The sequence below is a fragment of the Brucella tritici genome (assembly GCF_008932295.1).
Lineage (GTDB): Bacteria > Pseudomonadota > Alphaproteobacteria > Rhizobiales > Rhizobiaceae > Brucella > Brucella tritici.
On sequence record NZ_WBWA01000026.1, the window covers coordinates 23674 to 39436 of the forward strand.

Consider the following 15763-nt stretch of genomic DNA (forward strand, 5'->3'; position numbering starts at 1 on the left):
GCGTTCTGAAACTTCATAAAATCCTGCATTGTCGCGCATTCGCCAATTGTCATCGGGCGTCATGACGCTTATGGGCATGTGTACGAAAAAGATGTCGTGTATCTCCCAGACACTTAAGCCCGATATCACAAAAGAACGGAGCGCTCGCTATGGCTCAATTGATTGATGGCAAGAAGCTCGCCGAGGATGTGGTTTCCACGGTGAAGCGCGAGACGGAAAAGCTTGTGGCCGCAACCGGCATTGTGCCCGGCATCGCGGTGGTTATTGTCGGCGAAGACCCGGCAAGTCAGGTTTATGTCGCTTCCAAGAGCAAGAAGGCCAAGGAATGCGGTTTCCACTCGGTGCAGCACGATCTGCCGGAAACGGCGTCGGAGCAGGAGCTTCTCGACCTGATCGAGAGCCTGAACAACGATCCCGCCATTCATGGTATTCTGGTGCAATTGCCGCTGCCGAAGCACATCGATTCAGGCCGGGTGATCCAGACTATTTCACCCGACAAGGATGTGGATGGCTTTCACTTCATCAATGTCGGCAAGCTTGGCACCGGCGAGGTCGAAACGGCTTTCGTTCCCTGCACGCCAGCGGGCGCGATGATTATGATCGAGCGCGTTCATGGCCGTGATCTTTCGGGTCTCAACGCTGTGGTGATCGGGCGTTCCAACATTGTTGGCAAGCCGATGTTCAATCTTCTGCTTGCAGCCAACGCGACGGTTACGGTTGCGCACAGCCGCACGAAAGACCTGCCCGCGATTGCCCGCACGGCAGATATTCTGGTGGCGGCGGTCGGACGCCAGCAAATGGTCAAAGGCGATTGGGTCAAGCCGGGCGCGACGGTGATCGATGTCGGTATCAATCGCATTCCGGCTCCTGAACGGGGTGAAGGCAAGACACGACTGGTCGGCGATGTCGATTTTGCCGAAGCCGAAAAGGTCGCCGGAGCAATCACGCCGGTTCCGGGCGGTGTCGGTCCGATGACCATCGCCATGCTGATGGCAAACACGCTTACCTCGGCGTGCCGCACTGCTGGCGTGAAAAAGCCAGTTTTTTGACACAATTCAACTGTGCTTTTTGCGTAAGTTTATTCCGGTTTTGATGGTTTGAGAGGCAAAACAGCTTAAATCGCTGTTTTGCCTTAATTCCATTCCGGCCGTTTTCAGAACACCGAAGCGCCTTCGTCAGCCCGTCCGGCGATCTGGCGGAAGGCGCGGAACAATTCGCGTCCCATGCCATGTTCGTTGCCGGAAAGATCAGGGCGATCTTCACCGCGATCATTCAGCAGCATCACATTGACGAGAACTTCCAGAGTGCCGTTTACGGCATCCAGACGAATGACATCGCCATCGCGGATTTTTCCGATGACGCCTCCATCAAGTGCTTCCGGCGTGACATGGATGGCGGACGGAACCTTGCCTGATGCACCGGACAAACGACCGTCGGTGACGAGGGCCACACGCTGGCCGCGATCCTGCAGAATGCCCAGAACCGTCATCAGCTTGTGGAGTTCCGGCATACCATTGGCTTTCGGACCCTGATAGCGGACCACGGCGATAAAATCGCCAGTCAGTTCGCCAGCCTTGAACGCGGCCTGCATCTCCGCCTGATCGTTGAAAACCTTGGCGGGTGCTTCAATGACCTGGCGCTCCGGCTTCACGGCGGAAACCTTGATGATAGCATTGCCGATATTGCCGGTCAGAACCTTGAGGCCGCCGCTCGGCTGGAATGGCGCATGGATCTTGGCCAGAACCTTGTCGTCGCCGCTCTTTTCCGGCACCGGCTCGCGCACGACGGTGCCATCGAGACCAAGCTTCGGTTCAATGGCGTAAGGACGCAGACCTTCGCCGAACACGGTGCGCACATCTTCATGCAGGATGCCGCCATCGAGTAGTTCGCGGATCAGGAAGCCCATGCCGCCAGCGGCATGGAAATGATTCACATCGGCAAGGCCGTTCGGATAGACGCGGGCGAGAAGCGGCACCACATCCGAAATTTCCGAAATATCGTGCCATGTCAGCTTGATACCGGCGGCGGCTGCCATGGCGATCAGGTGGATGGTATGGTTGGTCGAGCCGCCGGTCGCATTGAGACCAATGACGCCATTGACGAAGGAACGCTCATCCAGCATCTCGCCGACCGGCGTATATTCATTGCCGCAGGCTGTGATAGCGAGCGCGCGTTTGGCGGCTTCGCGGGTCAAGGCGTCGCGCAGCGGCGTGCCCGGATTGATAAAGGATGCACCTGGCAGATGCAGGCCCATGATTTCCATCAGCATCTGGTTGGAATTGGCGGTGCCGTAGAACGTGCAGGTGCCGGGGCCGTGATAGGACTTCGATTCCGATTCCAGCAACTCGGCGCGCCCGACCTTACCTTCGGCATAGAGCTGGCGGGTCTTGGCTTTTTCGTCGTTCGGCAGGCCGCTGGTCATCGGCCCGGCAGGCACGAACACGGCGGGCAGGTGGCCGAAGGTCAGCGCACCAATGATGAGACCGGGAACGATCTTGTCGCAGACGCCGAGATAGACGGCCGCATCGAACATATCGTGCGACAGGCCGACGGCGGTTGCCATCGCAATCACTTCGCGGGAGAACAGCGACAGTTCCATGCCCGCAAAACCCTGCGTGACACCATCGCACATGGCAGGCACGCCGCCCGCCACCTGCGCCACGCCGCCTGCTTCGCGCGCAGCCTGCTTGATAAGCTGCGGGAAGGTTTCGAAGGGCTGATGCGCCGACAGCATGTCGTTATAGGCGGTGATGATGCCGAGGTTTGGAATCTCGTCGCCGATCAGCGCCGCCTTGTCGTGCGGGCCGCAGGCGGCAAAACCATGCGCGAGATTGGCACAGCCCAGAACGGCGCGCTTTGGCTTGTTGGATGAAGCCTCGCGCACACGGCCAAGATAGGCTTCGCGTGTCGGCTTGGACCGTTCGCGAATGCGCGCGGTGATTTCCTGAATGCGTTTATGTGCCGTCTCGGTGGGCATGGGTATCACCTGTGCCAATCTGGCTTGAATCGAATTTAACTTGTCCAGTAGAGCTGGATCGGTGTGCGTGCATGGTGGAAGACTGCCCGCACGGGCATTTCATTCTCGTCATCGCCGGAAAGCGCCTTTTCCAGCGTTGCCTGCTTGGCGGCGCCTTCGATATGCAGAACCAGCATGTCGGCTTCGGCAATAATGGGAAGGGTCAGGGTGAGGCGTTTTTCGCCAGCGCCCTCGGCATGGATAGGCAGCACAAGCGCCTTTGTTTCCGGGTTGATCGCCTGATCCAGCCGGTCGGCACCAGGAAAGAAGGAGGCAGTATGACCGTCATTGCCCATGCCAAGCACCACCACGTCGAAAGGACGACGCAACGCATCGATGCGGCTGGAGGCAGCAAGCGCCGCCGTTTCGGCCGTCGCCGCCGGATTGTAGAGGCCGACGAACCTGGCTACGCCCGCATGATCGCGCAAAAGATGCTCACGCACCAGCTTTTCGTTGGAACGGTCGCTGTCGACGGGTACGAAACGCTCGTCAACGAGAGTGATCGTGACGAGGTTCCAGTCGATCATCTTGCGTGATAGCACCTCGAACAGTCTCAACGGCGTGGTGCCGCCGGAGACGGCCAGCGTGGCCTGCCCCCGCTCAGCGATTGCGGCTGCCAGCTTGATTGCAATTGCCTCAGAAAGCGATTGCGCCAGTTCCGTTCCGCTGGTGAAGTCGTGACGTTCGATGTTCATTCCATTCCTTTCCAAAGCAGAAACCAGAGCGGTTCCAATCGGATAAAATCGTGAAGCCGCTCTATCTCTTTGTTTTTCGCATTATCCTACGCAAAACCGCTGCGCACTTTTGCTGGAAATGCTTAGAGCGCGTTTCGATCTGATTGGATCAGATCGGCGCTCTATCTCTTTATTTTGACGCGCATCTTTTCCGAAAACCGTTTCACACTTTTCGGGATGCGCTCTAGAGGCTTTCGTGCCATGTGCGTCCGTCACGCTCGATAAGCGCGATGGACGATGACGGCCCCCATGTTCCTGCCGTGTAGCCCTGTACGGGCTGGCTGTTCAATTCCCATCCCTGAAGGATCGGATCGACCCAGCGCCAAGCAGCCTCGACTTCATCGCGGCGCATGAAGAGGGTCTGGTTGCCGCGAACGACATCCATGATGAGACGTTCATAGGCATCCGGATTGCGTTCGCTGAAGGAGGCGGCAAAGCTCATGTCGAGCGGCACGTGACGCAGGCGCATGCCGCCCGGACCCGGGTCCTTGATCATCAGCCACTGCTTCACGCCTTCATCCGGCTGGAGACGAATGACGAGCTGGTTGGCCACCACCTTGCCAGCGCTTTCACCGAAGATGGAATGCGGGATCGGCTTGAAGGTAACAACGATTTCTGAAACGCGCGTGGCAAGACGCTTGCCGGTGCGCAGATAGAAAGGCACACCTGCCCAGCGCCAGTTGGCAATTTCAGCCTTCAGCGCCACAAAGGTTTCAGTATTGCTGGTCTCGCTCTCAAGGTCTTCCAGATAGCCGCGCACCGGGCCGCCAGCCGAAGCACCGGCGCGATACTGACCGCGTACCGTCATGTCTTCGACATTGAGGTTGGTAATCGGCTTCAACGAGCGCAGAACCTTGACTTTTTCATCATGGACGGCATCGGCTTCAATCGATGAAGGGGGCTCCATCGCAACGAGGCAGAGAAGCTGGAGAATGTGGTTCTGCACCATGTCGCGCAGCGCGCCCGCCTTGTCGTAATAGCCCGCGCGGCCTTCCAGGCCGACGGCTTCTGCGACGGTGATCTGCACATGGTCGATATGGGCGGAGTTCCACAGCGGCTCATAGAGCGCATTGGCAAAGCGCAGCGCCATCAGGTTCTGCACGGTTTCCTTGCCGAGATAATGGTCGATGCGGAAGATCTGGTCTTCGCGGAAAACGCTGCCCAGCGTATCGTTGAGCGCCATGGCGGATTCCAGATCGCGGCCGATCGGCTTTTCCACGATGATGCGCGTATCACGGGTAATCAGGCCATGCGTCTTCAGACGGGTGGCGATATCGCCGAAGAGCGTCGGGCTGACGGCGAGATAAAAAGCGCGAATCTTTTCCGGCTTCTTGCCAATCAGGGTCTTGAGCGCATCCCAGCCCTCTTCGGACTTGGCGTCGACAGCCACATAGCTGAGGCGGGCGAGAAACTTGTCGACTTCCTTCTCGTCGACTTCCGTGGCCTTCACATGTTCATGAATGGCATCCCGTGCGAACTGCCGATATTCGTCATCGGTCATGGCGCTGCGCGATGCGCCGATGATGCGCGTCGGGTCGGTGAGCTGGCCTGCACGCTGACGCTGATACAGTGCCGGAATGAGCTTGCGTTCGGCAAGATCGCCGGAACCGCCGAACACGATGCAGTCGAAAGGCTCTACCGGAATTGTCTGGCTGGTCATCTATCGCTCTCTTCTCTTCTTGCGCAAATCAGTCTGCTTGTGGGCAGCATGCGATTTTCACGCTGCCCTTGTCTATTATCTAATCGATTTAAATTCAACAGTCGCAATGCCGCATTCTCGCGAAATTGAAGGCGCCCTGCCATAATTGACGGATTAACGGCTTGTGCACACATGACATGTTCATCTTAAGGCCATATTGGAACAAACAATCTGGATTCAAGTGATTTGGCCAAGTTGGACGGTATCTTGGTTCTGCCAAAGGAGAATGACATGAAGAGGCTGCAGGATAAGGTCGCAATCATCACCGGTGCCGGTTCGGGCTTCGGTTCAGGCATGGCGCGCCGATTTGCAGCCGAAGGTGCAAAGGTCATCCTCGCTGATGTGAACGTAAAACGTGTCGAGGATGAACTTGCCGATATTGGCAAGAACGCCCTTTCCGTGCAGGCGGATGTATCGCGCAAGGACGACATGGAGCGCGTGGCGCGCACGGCCTTCGAAGCGTTCGGCCGCATCGACATCATGGTCAACAATGCCGGTTTTACGCATCGCAACATGCCTCTGACGGAAGTAACGGAGGACAGTTTCGACCTGATCTCGTCCGTGAATATGAAGGCGCTTTATTATTCGACCCAGATCGTTGCGCCGATCATGGAGCATCAGGGCGGCGGCGTCATCATCAATACGGCTTCGGCAACCGCGCTGCGCCCGCGCAAGGGCCTCGTCTGGTACAGCGCGTCCAAGGGCTGGATCATTAGCGCGACCAAGGCGATGGCGCTGGAACTTGCGGACAAGAATATCCGCGTGAACTGCATCTGCCCGGCTGAAAGCGACGGTGAGGCATTGAAGCTGTTTCTGGAGGAAGACACCCCGGAAGCGCGTGCCGCGCTCAAGGCGACTATTCCTCTCGACCGGTTTTCGACGCCGGAGGATGTGGCAGAGGCTGCACTCTGGCTGGCCTCGGATGCCGCCTCCATGGTGACGGGGACGGCACTTAATATCGACGGTGGTTACTCAATCTGAGATTGCGGCTCTGGCGGCCTGCAAATGGCGTTGTTTTGCGCTTCCGGTGCTCATGTACCTAAAAGTACACTCCGCTCCGGTTCTCAAACTCCACCATTTTCGGCTCGCCATAACCACAATCTACCAATCTAGCTGTTGGCTTCGGCAAGGAAGCTATCAAAAATGGCTTCCAGCCGACTGTGCCGTTCAGCGGCCATCAGCTTTCCGGTTTCCGTCTTGAAGCCGGAGGCGAGGCCGAACAGTTTCGTGCGGAAATGATCGAGCGCAAAGCGCTTGTCATCCAGCGGGCGGTTTTCGGCGTGCGGGTCGCGCCAGTCATAAAGCGCACTGCCCATGCGGCCCGCAATGTAGAAACACCGGGCAGCACCGATGACGCCGATGGCGTCGAGCCGGTCGGCATCCTGCAGTATCTTCGCTTCTGTCGTGACGGGCTCGATATTGGCCGAAAAACTGTGCGCCTCGATGGCATGGGCGGCGAGGCCGATGCGCGCGTCATTCCAGCCGAGGTTCCGCAGCAAGGTTGTTGCCTTTTCCGCCGCCAGTCGCGAAGCGCGGTTTCTGTCAGGCGAATTCTTCTCCACACTCACGCAGTCATGCAGCAGGGCCGCGGCGCAAAGAACTTCGGCGTCGCCGCCTTCCTGGCGCTGGATCGCAGCAGCATTTTTCCAGACGCGGGCAAGGTGAGACAGATCGTGCGACCCGTCCTCGCCATGTTCGAGCGCGTGGGGCAGAAGGCTTTCGGCAAGCGTTGCAAAAGGCGCGAAGATATGTGCTGTCATCCTGGTTCTGCCGTGGGTTTTGGGGATTCGGAGGATGACGGAAACTACGGGTTCTTGCGCAGGACGGTCCAGTTATAAAATGCGCCGAGAGCCATAATCAGGCATGTGCCGAGGAATACGGACCGCATACCGAAGTGACCGCCGACAAAGCCGCCAGCGACGGGACCGGCAACTTGGCCGACATATTGAGCTGAGACGGAATAGCCCAGAATGCCGCCTGCCACGCGGTCGGGCACATTGTGCCGGATGACGCTGGTGATGCAGGGCAGCAATCCGCCCAGCGCCAGCCCCATCAGAAAACGCAGGCCGATCAGTTGCCAGGCTTCCGTTACGAAAGCCTGCGGGATCAGAAGCAGCGCGGAAACTGACAGTGCCCCGATGATGACGCGCGTATGGCCGATGCGGTCGGCAAGGCGGCCCAGCCGTGAGGACGACATAATGCTGCCGAGCGCGGCAGCAGCCATCACCACACCGGAGATGAGTGTCACTTTCGTCTGGTCGTCCATGAGCTGGATCACATAGACGGTGATGATCGGCTCGATCGACATATTGGCGAAAAGCAGCAGCATGCCCGTCACCAGCATGGCGACAACCGGCTTCCTGTCAGGGATGGCAGCCCAGATGGATTCCGCCTTCTGCTCCCTGGTCGGCTTCGGCGGCTTGCGCTCTTCGCGGATCAGGAATGTGGTGGCCAGAAAAGTGAGGAAAATCACGCCGCCCGCCAGCCAGAAGGTTGCGCGAATGCCGATCAGTGGCGGCAATGCGCCGCCGAGCAAGGGGCCAGCCAGATTGCCCGCCATGATGCCAGCCGAAAGCGCGCCCAGCGCCCAACCGGTCTTTTCCTTTGGCGTCTGTGTGGCGACGAGGATCATCGAGCCGGACGAATAGCCGCCCGCAATGCCCACGAACAGGCGCAGCGCCACCAGTTGCCAGACGCTCGTCACCATGCCGATCAGCGACATGGCGATGGCCATGCCAAGGCTGGCGCGGATGAGCATCAGCTTGCGCCCGTATCGGTCGCCAAGCCTGCCCCACAGCGGTGCGACGAAGGCTGCGGCCAGAAAAGTAGCGCCGTAGGCGACGCCCGACCACTGCACGATTGCCGCATGATCGGTGACGCCCAATTGTTCCACATAGAGCGGCAGGAAGGGGAGGAGCAGCGACATGGCAATGAGCGTCGTGAACGAACCGATGAGGCAGATCAACAGATTCTGCTTCCAGTAGCGTTCGTGGTTTTCCTCAGTGGCCACATTTTCCTGGCGGGCTGTGGCGACGGTTTCGTCGCTTGCAGCGGCTTGGGCGGTGCTCATGTCATGTCTCGCGATTGCAATGTATTCCATTTTGGGATACCAAAACGGTATGCATGAATGCGCCTGTCGAAACGACTTGTCAATTGCAGCGCTAATCGAAAATGGAGAATGGTCGCCAATGTCACAGATGAGGCAGGTTGAAACGCAGCTTCGCGACATGATCCTCGGCCTGGAACTGGGGCCGGGCGAACGTTTGACCGAGCGTTGGATCGAGGCGCAGTTTGAAGCCTCACGCACGCCGATCCGGGCAGCACTTTTGCGGCTGGAGGCGGAAGGACTGATCTGTCGCGAAGGGCGCGGCTGGACGGTTTCGCCGATAAATCTCAGCGAAATCGAACAGATCGGTGTCTATCGTGAAGCGTTGGAAATTGCTGCGCTGAAGCTCACCTGTGCGCTTGAAGATCGCAGCGGCGTTGAGCTGATTCTGGCGATGCTGGATAGCTGCGATGCCGACACGTCGCGCGAGGAATGGCACCGGATCGGCATGGATTTTCATATCGAGCTGGCGCGGCTGTCCGGCAACGAGTTTCTCAGCCGTGGCGTGCGCGATGCCATGCAGCGCCTCTCACGGGCGCGCTGGCTGGAGGTGCGCGACGAGGCGGCGCTCGCTCGCGCATGGGCCGAACACCGCGCTATTCTCGACGCGGTGCGCGAAGGAAATGCCGACAAGGCGACGGCGTTGATGAGCGCGCATCTGGACGGCAGCCGCAGCCGCCTCGTCAGCAATCTGCACGAGGACCGCCGCGGCCTCAAGGCGCGAGGTTTTGCTGTCATCAGCGCGTAACACGGTTACCGCCATTCGGGCAGCTTATGGCCGTCGCGTGAATAATATTGCATGCGCCCGTCACCGATGCCGATATCCCGCAGGATGTATTCCGGCGAATGTTCGGTAATGACGATATGAGTACGTTTGCGCGAAAACAAGCGGGAGAACAGCGCGCTCCAGCCGCTTTCCGATCCGTGGCTGACCGTGGGCGCTGTGGCGGTTGTGCAGGCAGAATCGAGGTTTTTCATGATCTCACCTATCGAATGAAGCGGCTGTGGGAGGCAGCTACTTGTTAAACTGTGCCTATAGGTATGCGCCCGAAAACCTTTGTTTTCCAATCGAACCTCGATTAGTATGCATAAGGAGGACTTATGCATAATGACGACAGCGCTTCCCCCTTTATCGGCCATTCGCGTTTTTGAATCCGCCGCCCGCCATGCAAGTTTTACCCGCGCTGCGGAGGAGCTGGGCATGACGCAGGCTGCGGTCAGTTATCAGATCAAGATCTTGGAGGAGCGCGTCGGCGCGCCCCTGTTTCTGCGTATGCCGCGACAGGTGGAACTGACTGAACTTGGCAAGCAGCTTGCGCCCGCGATCACGGAAGCGTTCGAGACAATGCGCAATGCCTTTGCCAGCCTGCGGGAAGATGCGGAGGGCACGCTTTCGATCAGCGTGCTCGCCACTTTTGCCGCCAATTGGCTGGCGCATCGGCTTGGCTCGTTCCAGATGCGGCATCCGTCGCTCGCGGTCAGGCTCGATACGTCCGACAGCGTCATTGATTTCGCAACGTCCAATGTGGATATCGCAATCAGAAGCGGTTTCGGTAAATGGCCGGGCCTGGAAGCGCATCAGCTCATCAAGGCGAGTTTCACGCCCATGCTGAGTCCGGCTCTGGCCGCAACCATCGGCGGAGTGAAGGAACCTGCCGATCTGCTGCGGCTTAAGATCATCGACGCGAGCGACACGTGGTGGAAAATCTGGTTCAAGGCGGCGGGGATCGAAAACCCGCAATTGCAGGGCAATACGCAGAGCCGCCTCGGAGCGCAGCATATTGAAGGGCGAGCGACGGTCGCGGGGCAGGGCGTGGGCATTCTCACGCCTGCTTTCCACCAGATCGAAATCGCCACCGGCCAGCTTATCCAGCCTTTCGACATTCTTGGCGATGATGGACGCGCTTATTGGCTCGTGTACCCCAAATCCCGTCGCAATACGCCCAAGGTGCGCGCATTCAGGGAATGGATATTGAGCGAGCTCGACTGCGGATAGACTGTAGCCCGGACAGGCTCAATCTTTCGATACGGCGAGGAAAACCGCGTGCTGGGCGTCATAGGCACGCTTGAAGGCAGGGCGGGCTTCGCCGCGCGCGACATAGGCTGCAAGGTTCGGGTAGTCGTTCAATATGCCTGAACTCTTCAGCCTTCGCAGCACGGTCACCATCAGAAGATCACCGGCGCTGAACGCGCCCTCCAGCCAGTCATTGTTGCCGAGACGGGCGGAAAGTGCATCCAGTCTTTTGCGGATACGCGCTTCCATGATGGGCATACGCTGCTCATGCCAGCTTTCCCGCCGTTCCACGAAGCCGGCCGTTTCCCGCTCGATGATCACCGGTTCGATGGTGTTGTGCGCGGCGAACATCCATGTGATGGCGCGTGCCCGGCCATTGACGTCATCCGGCAGAAGGCCGGGGTTCTGTTCCGCAATATGAAGCACGATCGCGCCGGATTCAAACAGCGCCAGATCGCCCTCTTCATAGGTGGGTATCTGCCCGAAGGGTTGAAGATCAAGATGGGGGCTGGCTTTCATCGCCTCAAACGAGACGAGGCGCACATCATAGTCCTGCCCGGTCTCTTCAAGCGCCCATCGAACAGGCATGTCCCGCGCCATTCCCCGGCCGTGATCAGGCGAATTTTCAAATGCGGTGATGACGGGACGTGCCGGACTGTTGCCGCTGGTGGACGCATTTTTCATGATGGCTCCTCCTCAATGTCGCGTTTATTCCCCCCGGATGTAAACCGATACCTCCTGGTTTCGGTTGCAGTCTTCTGCTGCCTCTTTCCGTCCGGAACAGCCAGATTAAACCCATTCATGAAATAATACCGACCAGTTGGTATGTTGTCAATGCAAGGAAGGAAGGTGAGAAGAGGGAGAATGGGGAGGGGAAGGAGACGAGAAGCAAAGGTAGAAGGATGAAGCCGGGAAGTGGCGGTGCAACGGTGGGAGCAGGCGAAAGAAGGAGCGGATTGGTGCGGTTTGGATTTAAACCGATCACGGAACAGCAGCCAATCTTGTGGCCTTCTCCATGCGTCAATCTCCCCATTTACGTCGCGACGATTGGTTTCGTGGGAGGAATTTGTTCCATCGTATAAGAGCCAAAATATCGGGCATTCAAATTTTTTTCTGCCGAATGTCACATACGGCATTGCTGTCTCGTCATGTCTATCGAACCCCTTGAACCGAAAGGAACGATACCATGACCCCTCTGCTCAACCCGTTCAATGTTGCCCCTGCCACGATGAAGTCCTGGATGAACGCTTCGATGACGATCGCATCCAGTCTGGAAGCGAGCCTGATCGAGCTTGTCAAAATCCGCTCATCGCAGATTAACGCCTGCGCCAATTGCATCAATATGCATACGCTTGAAGCACGCTCTCTTGGCGAGACCGAACAACGCATCTATTTGTTATCGGCATGGCGGGAAGCACCGTGCTACTCTGAGCGCGAACGTGCGGCTCTGGGATGGGTCGACGCGCTGACCCGCCTGTCGCAAGGCCATGATCTGGAAGGCGCCCGCACTGCCATGCAGGCACAGTTCACTGAGGAGGAGCAAGTGAACCTTACGCTGATGATCAACATCATCAATGGATGGAACCGCATGGCGGTTGGCTTTGGTCTCTGGTTCGAACCGGAAGCCAAGAAGCCAGCAGTAAAGGCAGCCGTCTGATGGTCGACATATCCTCGCAAGGCGATGCAGCCGAAAGCTTCGATCCGCTGCGCCCGAAACTGATCCGCGTTGCCTATCGCATGTTGGGCTCGGTCGCCGATGCCGAGGATATGGTGCAAGAGGCGTTCATCCGATGGATGAACGCCGACCGCAGCGAGGTGCGTGAGCCGGAAGCCTTTCTGCGCCGCACCGTAACCCGCCTGTGCCTCGATTTTCTGAAATCCGGGCGTAACCAGCGCGAAACCTATTTCGGGCCGTGGATTCCCGATCCGGTTGTCGAAGAGGACGCGGATGACGATGTTACCCTTCCGCTCATGCTGGCGCTGGAGCGTCTCTCGCCGCTGGAACGCGCCGCCTTCCTGCTGCACGATGTCTTCGGGCTGGATTTCGACGAGATAGCCAAAACAATCCAGCGCGATGCTGCGGCCTGCCGCCAGCTTGCTGCGCGGGCACGCAAGCATGTGCGCGAGGAGCGCCCCCGTTTTCAGGTCGACAAGCAGCGCGGGCTCGAACTGGCGCAGGCCTTTTTTACGGCGTCGCGCAGCGGCGATATGAATGCACTTGGTGCGATGCTGGCAGCCGATGTCAACCTTCAGGCCGATGGCGGCGGTAAACGCCCGGCTTTCCCGAAGCCTGTGTTCGGCTTCGACGAAGTGATGAAAACTCACGAGAAACTGGCAGGCTATTTCCGTGGCAACCAGTCTACGCTTTTGCGTACGGTGTTCATCAATGGTTTGCCCGGCATCATCACGCGTGAAGCCGATGGCGAAATCCAGACGACAGCTCTCGATATTGAGGACGGCAAAATTGTCGGCATCTATGTGGTGCGCAACCCGGACAAGCTAAAGCATCTGCACTGAGCAATACTTGGTCCCGCTTTCGGGAGACATGCTTAATTGTTTTCAAGCATGTCTTTGTCCCGAAACCGGTCTCCACTTTCGGGAGATATGTTTACTTGCTTTCAAGCATGTCTTTATCCAAAAACCGGTTCCCACTTTTTGGAGACATGCTTACCCGATCAGGTAGCGGCAGGCGCCTGCCGCGCCAATGCCGATCAGCACGGTTGGCAGCATGGAAAAGCGCGTCGCTGCGAAGATCGTGATTGCCAGCGCGATCAGGTCGGCAGGCTTGTCGGACACGAAATCGGGCGCGATGACCGAAATCAGAACGCAGCCGGGGGCAGCTTCCATCACCGCCGTTGCACGCTTGCTGAGCGTGCGGTTGCGCAGCAGTACATAGCCGCCGATCCGCGTGAGATAGGTGACACTTGCCATCAAAACGATGGTCAGAACAGCTAACGGATCGATCATTCTTCACCTGCCAGCAGATAGGCTGCAACAAGGCCGGACAAGGCACCGGCCGCGACATACCAGGCGCCAGGAATGGTGAGATAGGTCAGCGCGGCCACTACAAGGCTGACCAGCCACGGGCGCGCTGCCGCAAAACCTTTCCACATGCCCGCCAGCAGAACCAGAAACACTGCCGGGAATGCCATGTCGAAACCATAGGGGCGCAGGTCTCCCATCATCGGCCCGAAGGCGGCACCCAGCGTCGTGAAGACAACCCAGGCGAGATAGAAAGGAATGGCCACACCGGCATAGAAGGTGAGGCTCAGCGCCGGATTGACGCCTTTCGACTGGCGACGTTTGGCATCCGCAAGGCCGAGCGCCCAGCTTTCATCGCACATCAGAAACAGGCTCGCAAAAGCCTTGCGCTTGGGCAGATGGCGGATGAAGGGTGCTAGAGCCGCGCCCATCAGCAAATGGCGGCTGTTGACCAGAAAGGTGATCGCAACAATCAGGAGGACATGCGGCGGCGAGGTCCAGAGCTGGATGGCCGCGAATTCTGATCCGCCTGCAAAGTTCAGTCCGGTCATCATGGGGACTTCAATGACGCTGAGGCCCTTTTGTGCGGCCTGCGCGCCCAGAACCAGAGCATAGGGAATAATGCCAAGCAGAACCGGCAGACCGGCTGCGGCCCCGCGACGGAATTCCGAGCCGCGCCCGGATCTGCTTTTTTGAGGCACATAGGCCTGTGAAATATCCATAAAATTCCCGTTGACCAACCGGTAACTGGTTGCCCTTTGCTCAGTCTCTTGCGTGTTTGCTTGAGAAGTTTCGCGACTATAACCAATATCGCGAGCAATTTGGTTGCGAATTATGCCCTCATGCATCAATATTTGGCAGGGAATGCCAACAAGAGTGGCATAAATGGAATCGAGCGCCAATGAAGCTGGATGAGATCGACAAACGGATTCTGCGCGTGCTGCAACGCGACGGCCGCATCGCCAATAATGATCTCGCACGCGAGGTCGGTCTTTCGCCGTCACCATGCCTGCGACGGGTGAAGCTTCTGGAAGAGGCGGGCGTGATCGACCGTTATGTCGCCGTGCTGAACCCGGCCAAGGTCGGCAAGGGTCTGACTTTTTTCACACGCATCCGGCTGGACAAGCAGGACGAGGAAACGCTTCAGACCTTCGCCAAGGAGATATTGAAGCTGCCGCAGGTGCTCGAATGCTATTTCATGCTCGGCGATTATGATGCGATGATCCGGGTGGTTGCGGCGGATATCGAGGACTACCGCCGCTTCCAGTCGGAATATCTGAGCCGGATCAAGGGCGTTCAGAACCTGAAGACCGACGTGCCAAGCCAGACGGTCAAGCAGACTTCCGAAATGCCCCTGTAGCCTCCTCTGCGGCAATGACCGGATCGGGCCGCGCCAGTTCCGCATTGACACGATCTGCCAGTTCAAAGAAACGCCTGCGCACTTGCGGAGCATAGGGGTTGGCATGTTCTATGGCCTGAAACACTTCCGGCGCATCATGACGAACCATGCCGACCGCCTGCATCAGAAGGTCGAAGCTTTTCGTTGTCATGCGGGTTGGCAGCGGCTCCATCTGCACCAGAACCTTGGCGATCAGATGCGTCAGCCCCTGAACCATTGCCGCCTCGCGGTCATGATCTTCCGGCGTCGTTATGATGACATCAAGCGCAAATTTCCTTTTCAGGAAAGCGGCAACGCGATGGAATCGCGTGCCGCGCACAGGGCAGACGGCGATTTTCAGCCCGGCAATGCCGTCGCGCGCACTCTGCGGACCGAAGAGCGGATGTGTGGCGACAATATCGACATGCGCTGGCAGGCCGCGCCGCATGGTATTGGCTGGCCCGACCTTGACCGAGCCGACATCGAGAACAAGCGTGCCGGGGCGCAGATGCGGGGCGATCATTGCCACCACGCGCTCAAGCGTTGCGACCGGCGTTGCAAGGATGACGATCTCGCAGAGGGCGACCTGTTCCAGAGAGATCAGGGTGACGCCATGCATCAGCGCCGCCCGTTCGAGGTCTGCGGCAGGATCGTAAGCATATAACTGGAAATACGGGTTCAGGTGACGGACGATAAGCTGCCCGAATGCACCAAAGCCGATAATGCCAATTTTCATATGCTGATTGTTGTCGCGAGACATGGACTGACCTCTTTAGGGCCGCATGGCCAGAGGCGCTGTCCTTGAAACTCAACCGCTGGCAATGCAGCGGTTGA

General features: G+C 58.3%; 17 protein-coding genes. 7 read left to right on the top strand and 10 right to left on the bottom strand.

Annotated features, from left to right (window positions below):
• The first annotated feature begins 149 nt into the window (after positions 1–149).
• A complete protein-coding gene (folD, locus tag F9K91_RS20565; protein ID WP_151652804.1) occupies positions 150–1049 on the top strand; it encodes a bifunctional methylenetetrahydrofolate dehydrogenase/methenyltetrahydrofolate cyclohydrolase FolD in 900 nt (299 codons plus the stop codon).
• 104 nt (positions 1050–1153) lie between these two features.
• Here folD and edd read toward each other — a convergent pair whose 3' ends face one another.
• The 3 genes from edd to zwf all read right to left on the bottom strand — a co-directional run bounded on the left by edd (position 1154) and on the right by zwf (position 5410).
• Positions 1154–2977: a phosphogluconate dehydratase gene (gene edd, locus F9K91_RS20570; protein ID WP_151652802.1), complete on the bottom strand. Its 1824-nt coding sequence runs from the start codon at positions 2975–2977 to the stop codon at positions 1154–1156.
• 35 nt (positions 2978–3012) lie between these two features.
• On the bottom strand, positions 3013–3711 hold the full coding sequence (gene pgl, locus F9K91_RS20575) for a 6-phosphogluconolactonase (protein ID WP_151678605.1): 699 nt from the start codon (positions 3709–3711) through the stop codon (positions 3013–3015).
• Positions 3712–3934: 223 nt separating this feature from the next.
• Positions 3935–5410: a glucose-6-phosphate dehydrogenase gene (gene zwf, locus F9K91_RS20585; RefSeq protein WP_151652798.1), complete on the bottom strand. Its 1476-nt coding sequence runs from the start codon at positions 5408–5410 to the stop codon at positions 3935–3937.
• 270 nt (positions 5411–5680) lie between these two features.
• Here zwf and F9K91_RS20590 point away from each other — a divergent pair, with 270 nt between their 5' ends.
• Complete coding sequence (locus tag F9K91_RS20590; RefSeq protein ID WP_151678606.1) at positions 5681–6430, top strand: SDR family oxidoreductase; 750 nt, start codon at positions 5681–5683, stop codon at positions 6428–6430.
• Positions 6431–6558: 128 nt separating this feature from the next.
• Here the strand turns inward: F9K91_RS20590 and F9K91_RS20600 are convergent, their stop codons facing one another.
• Together F9K91_RS20600 and F9K91_RS20605 are read right to left on the bottom strand one after the other, a co-directional pair.
• Positions 6559–7209 (bottom strand): HD domain-containing protein, encoded by a 651-nt coding sequence (locus F9K91_RS20600; protein WP_151678608.1) that lies wholly within the window; start codon positions 7207–7209, stop codon positions 6559–6561.
• Positions 7210–7253: 44 nt separating this feature from the next.
• On the bottom strand, positions 7254–8519 hold the full coding sequence (locus F9K91_RS20605) for a multidrug efflux MFS transporter (RefSeq protein WP_151678609.1): 1266 nt from the start codon (positions 8517–8519) through the stop codon (positions 7254–7256).
• Positions 8520–8637: 118 nt separating this feature from the next.
• Here F9K91_RS20605 and F9K91_RS20610 point away from each other — a divergent pair, with 118 nt between their 5' ends.
• Complete coding sequence (locus tag F9K91_RS20610) at positions 8638–9303, top strand: GntR family transcriptional regulator (protein ID WP_061346934.1); 666 nt, start codon at positions 8638–8640, stop codon at positions 9301–9303.
• A gap of 5 nt (positions 9304–9308) precedes the next feature.
• Here the strand turns inward: F9K91_RS20610 and F9K91_RS20615 are convergent, their stop codons facing one another.
• Positions 9309–9533: a hypothetical protein gene (locus tag F9K91_RS20615; protein ID WP_125778543.1), complete on the bottom strand. Its 225-nt coding sequence runs from the start codon at positions 9531–9533 to the stop codon at positions 9309–9311.
• Between the two features lie 130 nt (positions 9534–9663).
• Here F9K91_RS20615 and gcvA point away from each other — a divergent pair, with 130 nt between their 5' ends.
• Positions 9664–10551 (top strand): transcriptional regulator GcvA, encoded by an 888-nt coding sequence (gene gcvA / locus F9K91_RS20620; RefSeq protein WP_151678610.1) that lies wholly within the window; start codon positions 9664–9666, stop codon positions 10549–10551.
• Positions 10552–10569: 18 nt separating this feature from the next.
• On the opposite strand, the gene F9K91_RS20625 is transcribed toward gcvA, so the two are convergent.
• Positions 10570–11253, bottom strand: a complete 684-nt coding sequence (locus F9K91_RS20625) for a glutathione S-transferase family protein (RefSeq protein WP_151678611.1) — start codon at positions 11251–11253, stop codon at positions 10570–10572.
• 502 nt (positions 11254–11755) lie between these two features.
• Here F9K91_RS20625 and F9K91_RS20630 point away from each other — a divergent pair.
• Positions 11756–12226: a carboxymuconolactone decarboxylase family protein gene (locus F9K91_RS20630; protein WP_151555631.1), complete on the top strand. Its 471-nt coding sequence runs from the start codon at positions 11756–11758 to the stop codon at positions 12224–12226.
• Positions 12226–13086, top strand: coding sequence for a sigma-70 family RNA polymerase sigma factor (locus F9K91_RS20635; RefSeq protein WP_151555632.1), 861 nt, complete (start codon positions 12226–12228; stop codon positions 13084–13086). Before F9K91_RS20630 ends, F9K91_RS20635 begins: the two co-directional genes overlap by 1 nt.
• 150 nt (positions 13087–13236) lie before the next feature.
• On the opposite strand, the gene F9K91_RS20640 is transcribed toward F9K91_RS20635, so the two are convergent.
• Both F9K91_RS20640 and F9K91_RS20645 read right to left on the bottom strand, forming a co-directional pair.
• The gene (locus F9K91_RS20640) at positions 13237–13536 is read right to left on the bottom strand and encodes an AzlD family protein (protein WP_010659133.1); all 300 of its coding nucleotides are present in this window, start codon (positions 13534–13536) and stop codon (positions 13237–13239) included.
• Positions 13533–14273 (bottom strand): AzlC family ABC transporter permease, encoded by a 741-nt coding sequence (locus F9K91_RS20645; protein WP_061346940.1) that lies wholly within the window; start codon positions 14271–14273, stop codon positions 13533–13535. Before F9K91_RS20645 ends, F9K91_RS20640 begins: the two co-directional genes overlap by 4 nt.
• Before the next feature lie 179 nt (positions 14274–14452).
• On the opposite strand from F9K91_RS20645, the gene F9K91_RS20650 reads away from it, so the two are divergent.
• Positions 14453–14911, top strand: coding sequence for an Lrp/AsnC family transcriptional regulator (locus tag F9K91_RS20650; protein ID WP_061346941.1), 459 nt, complete (start codon positions 14453–14455; stop codon positions 14909–14911).
• Here F9K91_RS20650 and F9K91_RS20655 read toward each other — a convergent pair.
• Complete coding sequence (locus F9K91_RS20655) at positions 14883–15689, bottom strand: prephenate dehydrogenase (RefSeq protein WP_151678612.1); 807 nt, start codon at positions 15687–15689, stop codon at positions 14883–14885. The two genes, F9K91_RS20650 and F9K91_RS20655, sit on opposite strands and share 29 nt — an antisense overlap.
• Positions 15690–15763: the final 74 nt, after the last annotated feature.

Bases quoted from the DNA above. Each gene is read 5' to 3' on its own strand.
- F9K91_RS20655 (WP_151678612.1), bottom strand. From the start codon at position 15,689: ATGTCTCGCGACAACAATCAGCATATGAAAATTGGCATTATCGGCTTT.
- F9K91_RS20640 (WP_010659133.1), bottom strand. From the start codon at position 13,536: ATGATCGATCCGTTAGCTGTTCTGACCATCGTTTTGATGGCAAGTGTC.
- F9K91_RS20600 (WP_151678608.1), bottom strand. From the start codon at position 7,209: ATGACAGCACATATCTTCGCGCCTTTTGCAACGCTTGCCGAAAGCCTT.
- F9K91_RS20635 (WP_151555632.1), top strand. From the start codon at position 12,226: ATGGTCGACATATCCTCGCAAGGCGATGCAGCCGAAAGCTTCGATCCG.
- F9K91_RS20605 (WP_151678609.1), bottom strand. From the start codon at position 8,519: ATGAGCACCGCCCAAGCCGCTGCAAGCGACGAAACCGTCGCCACAGCC.
- F9K91_RS20630 (WP_151555631.1), top strand. From the start codon at position 11,756: ATGACCCCTCTGCTCAACCCGTTCAATGTTGCCCCTGCCACGATGAAG.
- pgl (WP_151678605.1), bottom strand. From the start codon at position 3,711: ATGAACATCGAACGTCACGACTTCACCAGCGGAACGGAACTGGCGCAA.
- F9K91_RS20615 (WP_125778543.1), bottom strand. From the start codon at position 9,533: ATGAAAAACCTCGATTCTGCCTGCACAACCGCCACAGCGCCCACGGTC.
- edd (WP_151652802.1), bottom strand. From the start codon at position 2,977: ATGCCCACCGAGACGGCACATAAACGCATTCAGGAAATCACCGCGCGC.
- folD (WP_151652804.1), top strand. From the start codon at position 150: ATGGCTCAATTGATTGATGGCAAGAAGCTCGCCGAGGATGTGGTTTCC.
- F9K91_RS20610 (WP_061346934.1), top strand. From the start codon at position 8,638: ATGTCACAGATGAGGCAGGTTGAAACGCAGCTTCGCGACATGATCCTC.
- F9K91_RS20625 (WP_151678611.1), bottom strand. From the start codon at position 11,253: ATGAAAAATGCGTCCACCAGCGGCAACAGTCCGGCACGTCCCGTCATC.
- zwf (WP_151652798.1), bottom strand. From the start codon at position 5,410: ATGACCAGCCAGACAATTCCGGTAGAGCCTTTCGACTGCATCGTGTTC.
- F9K91_RS20645 (WP_061346940.1), bottom strand. From the start codon at position 14,273: ATGGATATTTCACAGGCCTATGTGCCTCAAAAAAGCAGATCCGGGCGC.
- gcvA (WP_151678610.1), top strand. From the start codon at position 9,664: ATGACGACAGCGCTTCCCCCTTTATCGGCCATTCGCGTTTTTGAATCC.
- F9K91_RS20590 (WP_151678606.1), top strand. From the start codon at position 5,681: ATGAAGAGGCTGCAGGATAAGGTCGCAATCATCACCGGTGCCGGTTCG.
- F9K91_RS20650 (WP_061346941.1), top strand. From the start codon at position 14,453: ATGAAGCTGGATGAGATCGACAAACGGATTCTGCGCGTGCTGCAACGC.